Annotated in this window: 4 protein-coding genes; 1 reads left to right on the forward strand and 3 read right to left on the reverse strand. The window is 64.6% G+C overall.

Features of this window, described 5'->3' with window-relative positions:
• Positions 1 to 115: 115 nt before the first annotated feature.
• The 3 genes from AC4IHP_RS18315 to AC4IHP_RS18325 are packed head-to-tail and all read right to left on the reverse strand — an operon-like array spanning position 116 to position 4,355.
• A complete protein-coding gene (locus AC4IHP_RS18315; protein WP_490832377.1) occupies positions 116 to 2,350 on the reverse strand; it encodes a xanthine dehydrogenase family protein molybdopterin-binding subunit in 2,235 nt (744 codons plus the stop codon).
• A complete protein-coding gene (locus AC4IHP_RS18320) occupies positions 2,347 to 2,820 on the reverse strand; it encodes a (2Fe-2S)-binding protein (protein WP_490832378.1) in 474 nt (157 codons plus the stop codon). The genes AC4IHP_RS18315 and AC4IHP_RS18320 overlap by 4 nt, the downstream gene beginning before the upstream one ends.
• Positions 2,817 to 4,355, reverse strand: coding sequence for a c-type cytochrome (locus AC4IHP_RS18325; protein WP_490832379.1), 1,539 nt, complete (start codon positions 4,353 to 4,355; stop codon positions 2,817 to 2,819). The genes AC4IHP_RS18320 and AC4IHP_RS18325 overlap by 4 nt, the downstream gene beginning before the upstream one ends.
• Positions 4,356 to 4,379: 24 nt before the next feature.
• Between AC4IHP_RS18325 and AC4IHP_RS18330 the strand changes: the two genes are divergently transcribed.
• Positions 4,380 to 5,582, forward strand: coding sequence for an MFS transporter (locus tag AC4IHP_RS18330; RefSeq protein WP_490832380.1), 1,203 nt, complete (start codon positions 4,380 to 4,382; stop codon positions 5,580 to 5,582).
• Positions 5,583 to 6,627 lie beyond the last annotated feature (1,045 nt).

The following is a 6,627-nucleotide window of genomic DNA, read 5'->3' on the forward strand; positions in this document are numbered from 1 at the left end:
CTGTGCAGGTAAGTTAACCGGGGGTGGCGGGGCTGATAATCCGTGGCCGGCGCTACGCAGTTTTGCGCGCAACGCAACGGCACCCGCGCTCATCGCTGATGAGCGCGGGTGCCGTTCAGGCAGGTTGGCTGGAACGGGTCAGCGGCAGGTTCAGCCAGCGCCGGCCAGTGGCATTGCTGACCGCGTTGCCGAGGGCAGCAGCCATTGGCCCTTGGACGATTTCGGCTGCACCGAGGAAGGGTTCGCCCGGTTGATCGAGCAGGTGCACATCGACTTTTTTCGGCAATTGCGTGAAGCGCAGAATCGGATAGCCGCTCCAGTCATAGCTGCGAATGCCGCCGGCGTCGTAGGCGACTTGTTCATAGAGTGTCCAGCTCGCCGACTGGACGATGCCGCCCTCGACCTGATTGCGCAGGCCATCGGGGCTGACGATCTGGCCGACGTCGACCGCCGTGACCACATGATCGATGCGAATCTCCCCGGTCTGCGGATGCACCCGCAGTTTCACCGCGAGGGCGCAGTAACCCATGATGTTCTTGTAGCGGGCGAAGGCAAAACCGATCCCAGCACCGGGCTCGTTGCTCTTGTGGGGCCAGCCGATTTCATCACGCACGCGCTCGATCACGGCGCGGGCACGCGGATCGCTCAGATGGGCCAGGCGCAACGCCACGGGATCGAGTCCGGCCTTGATCGCCAACTCATCGATACCCGCCTCGATGGCGAAGATGTTGATGTGCGCTCCGAGCGAGCGCATCGCCGAAGTGCGGAACGGCATGGTGGTGACGAAGTTCATGTTGATCCGCGTCGCGCCCAGCTCGTACAGCGGCACCGCATTCCGATCGCCGTCACCTTCGGGCTGGGCGATTGGCACCGACGGCGCCGAGGCGAAGGGTTTGGCCAATAGACGTGCCGGCAGCAGGCGCCCGGCATTGACGATGCGTTCGTTGTGCGGGGTGGTCCACAGCTCGTAGTTCCAGTCCTGCAGACGGCCCTGACTGAGGCTCGCATCGACTTCGGTAACCATCGCCGAACTGTACGGCTCCCAGAGATTTTCCTGCTCGCGCATCCATTGCACGCGCACCGGCGTGCCCGGCAGGCGCATGGCGATCAGCGCGGCATCGGCGGCGGCATCATCGGCGCCGTTGTGGCCATAACAGCCCGAGCCCTCGGTATGAATGCAGCGCACGCGTTCCGGCGGCAGCCGCAGCATCTCGGCGATGCCGGCGCGCAATGGATAGACGCCCTGGGTGTGGGTCCACACCGTGAGCACGCCATCGTTGAGCCAGGCCACCGCACAGGACGGGCCGATCGAACCGTGCATCAAATATTGCTTGGTCACCCGCGCCTTGAAGCGCGTCTCGGTGGCGCCGCCGGGATTGCCGTTGTTGCTGATCGGATAGCGCTTGGAAGGCAACTGCTTGAGCAAATCGTGAATTCCGGCGGCTTCGGGAATCGCCTCGCCACCACTCCACTTGGCACTCTCGATGCCGCTGCGCATGGCCTTGATCGCTTGCCATTCATCACGGGCGACCACCGCCAGATAGTTGCCGTCGCGGATCACCTTGACCACACCGTTCAACGCTTCGATGGATGCCGTATCGAACGCCTGTAACCTGCAGCCGGGACGCGGCGGGCGAATCACCCGCGCATGCAGCATGCCGGGCAGGCGCATGTCCTGCACGAATGCCGCGCCGCCGCTGACCTTGGCCGGAATATCCAGACGCGGCAGGTTGTGGCCGATCAGTTTGAAGTCGGCCGCCGCCATCGCGGGTGATTGTGCTTTCGCATATTGGTGCACATCGACATGCTTGACCGCGTCGGCATACGCCATGCGTTGCCCGCCCGGGCCTTTGATCACGCCGTCGCGGGTGCTCAGTTGCGCAGCATCGACTTGCCAACTGCGCGCGGCGGCATCGACGAGCATTTCCCGCACCTGCGCAGCGGCGTTGTACAGCGCGGTACCGCTGTCGAAAATACTGTGGCTGCCGGCGGTGTAGCCTTCGTTGGGCGTCAGCGCGGTGTCGGCGGTGAGCAAATTGATCGCGCTGGCCGGCACCTGCAAACGCTCGGCAGCGATTTGCAGCAACGCGGTTTTCACTCCGGTGCCCAGTTCGACCTTGCCGGTGTACACGGTGATGCCGTCGGCGCCGATGCGAATCCACGCGTCCAGGTATGGGTTGGTGCGCAGGCTGCCCGGCAGATCGGGGGCCAGCACTACGGTGCCGAGGGTATCGACTTCGGTATCGGCCAAAACACGCCGCGCTACCGGCACCAGCGTGAAGGCCATAAGCAGCGCGCCGCCGCGCAGGAAGGCCCGGCGGTTGGGGTTCAAGCCGTTAGCTTCGCTCATGTCAGGCTCCCGTTATGCCCGGCCACCTGCTTGATCGCCTCGATGATGCGCAAGTGCGTGCCGCAACGGCACAGATTGCCGGCCATGTGCTCACGAATGGTTTGCTCGTCCGGGTGCGGATCACGTTCGAGCAACGACTGCGCGCGCATCAGCATGCCGGCGATGCAGTAGCCGCACTGCGCGGCCTGCTTGTCGATGAACGCCGCTTGCAACGCGCCGGGTTTCTCAACGCTGCCGAGGCTTTCCACGGTACGGATCTTTTTCCCTTCAAGACCAGCGCAGGGCGTCAGGCAGGCGAACACCGGCTGGTCGTCGACGATCACCGTGCACGCGCCGCACTGGCCCAGGCCGCAGCCGTACTTGGCGCCGTTGAGGTTCAAGTGGTTGCGCAGCGCATACAGCAGTGGCATGTCCGGTTCCAGCTGCAGCGCTTGGGCGGCTCCATTGACGGTGAGAGTGATCTGGCTCATTTCGTCTCCTGACGTAACGCTTCAATAGTGGAAGAAAGGTCGGTCCATGGCTGCTCGGGGCGGGCTTGCTCGCGCAGATACGCGGCGAGGGCGCCGAGCTGGGCGTTGTCGAGGCTGGCGGCGAACGGCGGCATCATCGGTCCGGGTGCGCCGGGAGTGGCGGGCACGCCTTCGAGCACGGTCTTGAGAAAGTTGCGCGAAGTGGCCGCTTGCAGCGCCGAGGTGCTTTGCAGGCCTGGGCGGCCGTCGATTTCGCGCATCGGCGCGGCGGGAGCGTGACATCCGGCGCAGGCGCTGCTGAAGAGCAGGGCGCCGCTGCTGTGATCCGCAGGATCGCTTGGCTTTTTCGGTGTGGTTTCGGTCACTGCCTGCGGGTTTTTCAGGCTTAGCAGGTAGTCGGCAATTACCTCGGCTTCGCTGGCCGGCAAGCGCGCCAGGCTCAGGCTGACTGGGCGCATCGGGCCGGCGGGCGTGCCGTGGCCATCGACCACATCGGCGCGCAGATAGTTGACCAATTGCTCGCGATTCCATGGATTGGCGCGTTGGCCGAGGCCGACCAGGGCCGGCGCTTCCCAACCATCGACGCCGCCGCCTTGCAGGTATTGCGAGGATTTCTCCGCGCCGATCAGGTTCAGCGGTGAATGGCAGCCGGCGCAGTGGCCCGGGCCGTCGACCAGATAGCGTCCGCGATTCCACGCGGCGCTGTGTTCGGCTAGCGGGGTCAGCGGCTCGCCATGCAAAAACAGCAGGTTCCAGAACGACACCAGCGGGCGGATGTTCATCGGAAAGTTCATCTGGTTCTGCCTGGCGGGCGCATGTACGGCGGGGCCGCTCATCAAGTAGGCATAGGCGTCGGCGATGTCCGCTGCGCTCATCCGCCGGTAGTGCACATAGGGAAACGCCGGGTAGAGAAAGTGGCCATCGCGGGCAATGCCCTCGCGCATCGCCCGCTCGAACGCCGGCAGTGACCATTCGCCAATGCCCGTCTGCGCATCCGGGGTGATGTTGGTGCTGTACAGCGTGCCGAACGGCGTCACCAGCGGCAGCCCGCCGGCCAGGTATTCGCCGCCGGGGCGGGTGTGGCACACCGCGCAATCACCGGCTTCGACCACCCGTGCGCCGCGTTGCAACTGCGCAGCATCGAATGACGTCGGGCGTTGGATTGGTGCGATCGCCGGGCGCCACATCAGTACGACGGCGACGATCAGGCCGATCACCGCGAGCACGGCGACGCTGATCCATAGGGTTCTGGATTTGAGCAGATGGCTGTTCATGGTCGGCAGAAAAACGCGGCGGGCAGTGGCAGGACGAGTGCAGTGCGGGTCATGGAAACGCTCCTTGTAGCAGCCGGGAAAGGGCGCCGATGCGGACGTCTGCGCCATGGCCAAAGCGTAGAGAAGACGCTTGCGGCGGAGAATCACCGGCCCGCGCAACAGCGCGTTGCGCCACAAGCAACGTTGCGCGCCACGCATCAGTGCGTTGCCAGTGGCACGGATTCTCGCTGCCGCCGGGCGACCGTAGCCTTGGCAGCACATTCCCGAACTCAACGAGGTGTCACCATGCTTACCGGCAACCCTGCCGTTGCGGCCCCGGCCGAACAGCCTGCTTCACTCTCCGGCCTGATGGTCGCGTTTCTGGCCTTCTGCTGCGGCGCGGTCGTCGCCAACCTGTATTACGCGCAGCCCATCGTCGAACTGATCGCGCCGCAGATTGGCCTGTCCAGCGCCGATGCCAGCCTGATCGTGTCACTGACCCAGTTTGGTTACGCGCTGGGCTTGTTGCTGCTGGTGCCGCTGGCCGACCTCATGGAAAACCGTCGTCTGGTGGTCGGTTTCACCCTCGCCGCCAGCGTCACGCTGCTGTGCGCTGGCCTGACTCATTCGCCGTCGTTGTTCCTGCTTTTGTCATTGCTGATCGGCCTGACCTCGGTGGCGGTGCAGATCCTCGTGCCACTGGCCGCGCATCTGGCGCCGGAAGCCAGCCGTGGCCGCGTCGTCGGCAATATCATGAGCGGCCTGTTACTGGGGATTCTGCTGTCGCGGCCGTTGTCGAGTCTGTTGGTCGAAGTGTTCGGCTGGCGCGGGGTGTTTTACAGCGCGGCGGCACTGATGGCGGTGATCGCGTTGATTACCGCTGTGGCATTGCCGCGTCGGGTGCCGACGCACAAGGCCACTTATGTCGCGTTGATCGGTTCGGTGTTTGCCCTGGCCCGGCGCTTTCCTGTGTTGCGTGAGCGTTCGCTGTATCAGGGCTTGCTGTTCGCCAGTTTCAGCCTGTTCTGGACCCTCGCGCCGATTGAGCTGATGCGTCATCACGGCTTCAGCCAAGCGCAAGTGGCAATCTTCGCTCTGGTCGGTGCAGTGGGTGCCATTGCCGCGCCAATTGCCGGGCGTCTGGCCGACGCCGGACACGGTCGTCGCGGTACCTTGGTGGCGTTGCTGCTGGCGCCGCTGTCGCTGTTGCTCGCCGCGCTGCCGAGCAGTGGTTACGTGTGGCTGGTGGTGTGCGCGGTGCTGCTGGATTTTGCCGTGCAACTGAACATGGTGCTTGGCCAGCGCGAGGTCTACGCCCTCGACCCGCACAGCCGCGCCCGCCTCAATGCGGTGTACATGACCAGCATCTTCGTCGGCGGCGCCCTCGGCTCGCTGGTCGCAAGCCCGCTATACGAACACTTCGGCTGGAACCTCTCGGCCGTCGCCGTGGCGGTGTTGCCGGCGCTGGCGCTGGCGTTGTTCCTGGGGCGCAAGGCTGACCGCAGCTGAATTTCAAGAACGACACAAACCCATTGTGGGAGGGGGCTTGCTCCCGAAAGTGGTGGGGCAGCGCACATTTTTGTCCACTGACGGGACGCCTTCGCGGGCAAGCCCGCTCCCACAGGGATTGCGGGTACACCGGGTGATCGCTGACCCACCACAAACCCACTGTGGAAGGAGGCTTGCACCCGAAAGCGGTGGGGCAGCCGCAGACTTTTCGACTGACGGGGCGCCTTCGCGGGCAAGCCCGCTCCCACAGGAATTGTGGGTACACCGGGTGATTGCTGACCCACCTCAAAACCATTGTGGGAGGGGGCTTGCTCCCGAAAGCGGTGAGGCAGCGCACAGATTTTTCGACTGACGGGACGCCTTCGCGGGCAAGCCCACTCCCACAGGGATTGCGGGTACACCGGGTGATTGCTGACCCACCACAAACCCATTGTGGGAGGGGGCTTGCTCCCGAACGCGGTGGGGCAGCCGCAGATTTTTCGACTGACGGGGTGCCTTCGCGGGCAAGCCCGCTCCTACAGGGATTGCGGGTGCACCGGGTGATTGCTGACCCACCACAAACCCATTGTGGGAGGGGGCTTGCTCCCGAAAGCGGTGGGGCAGCCGCAGATTTTTCGACTGACGGGGCGCCTTCGCGGGCAAGCCCGCTCCCACAGGGATTGTGGGTACACCGGGTGATTGCTGACCCACCACAAACCACTGTGGGAGGGGGCTTGCTCCCGAAAGCGGTGGGGCAGCGCGCATTTTTGTCAACTGACGGGACGCCTTCGCGGGCAAGCCCGCTCCCACAGGGATTGCGGGTACACCGGTTGATCGCTGACCCACCTCAAAACCATTGTGGAAGGGGGCTTGCATCCGAAAGTGGTGGGGCAGCGCACATTTTTGTCAACTGACGGGACGCCTTCGCGGGCAAGCCCGCTCCCACAGGGATTGCGGGTACACCGGGTGATCGCTGACCCACCTCAAAACCATTGTGGGAGGGGGCTTGCTCCCGAAGGTGGTGAGGCAGCGCACAGATTTTTCGACTGACGGGACGCCTTCGCGG

It is taken from the genome of Pseudomonas sp. UF-293, from assembly GCF_058245595.1.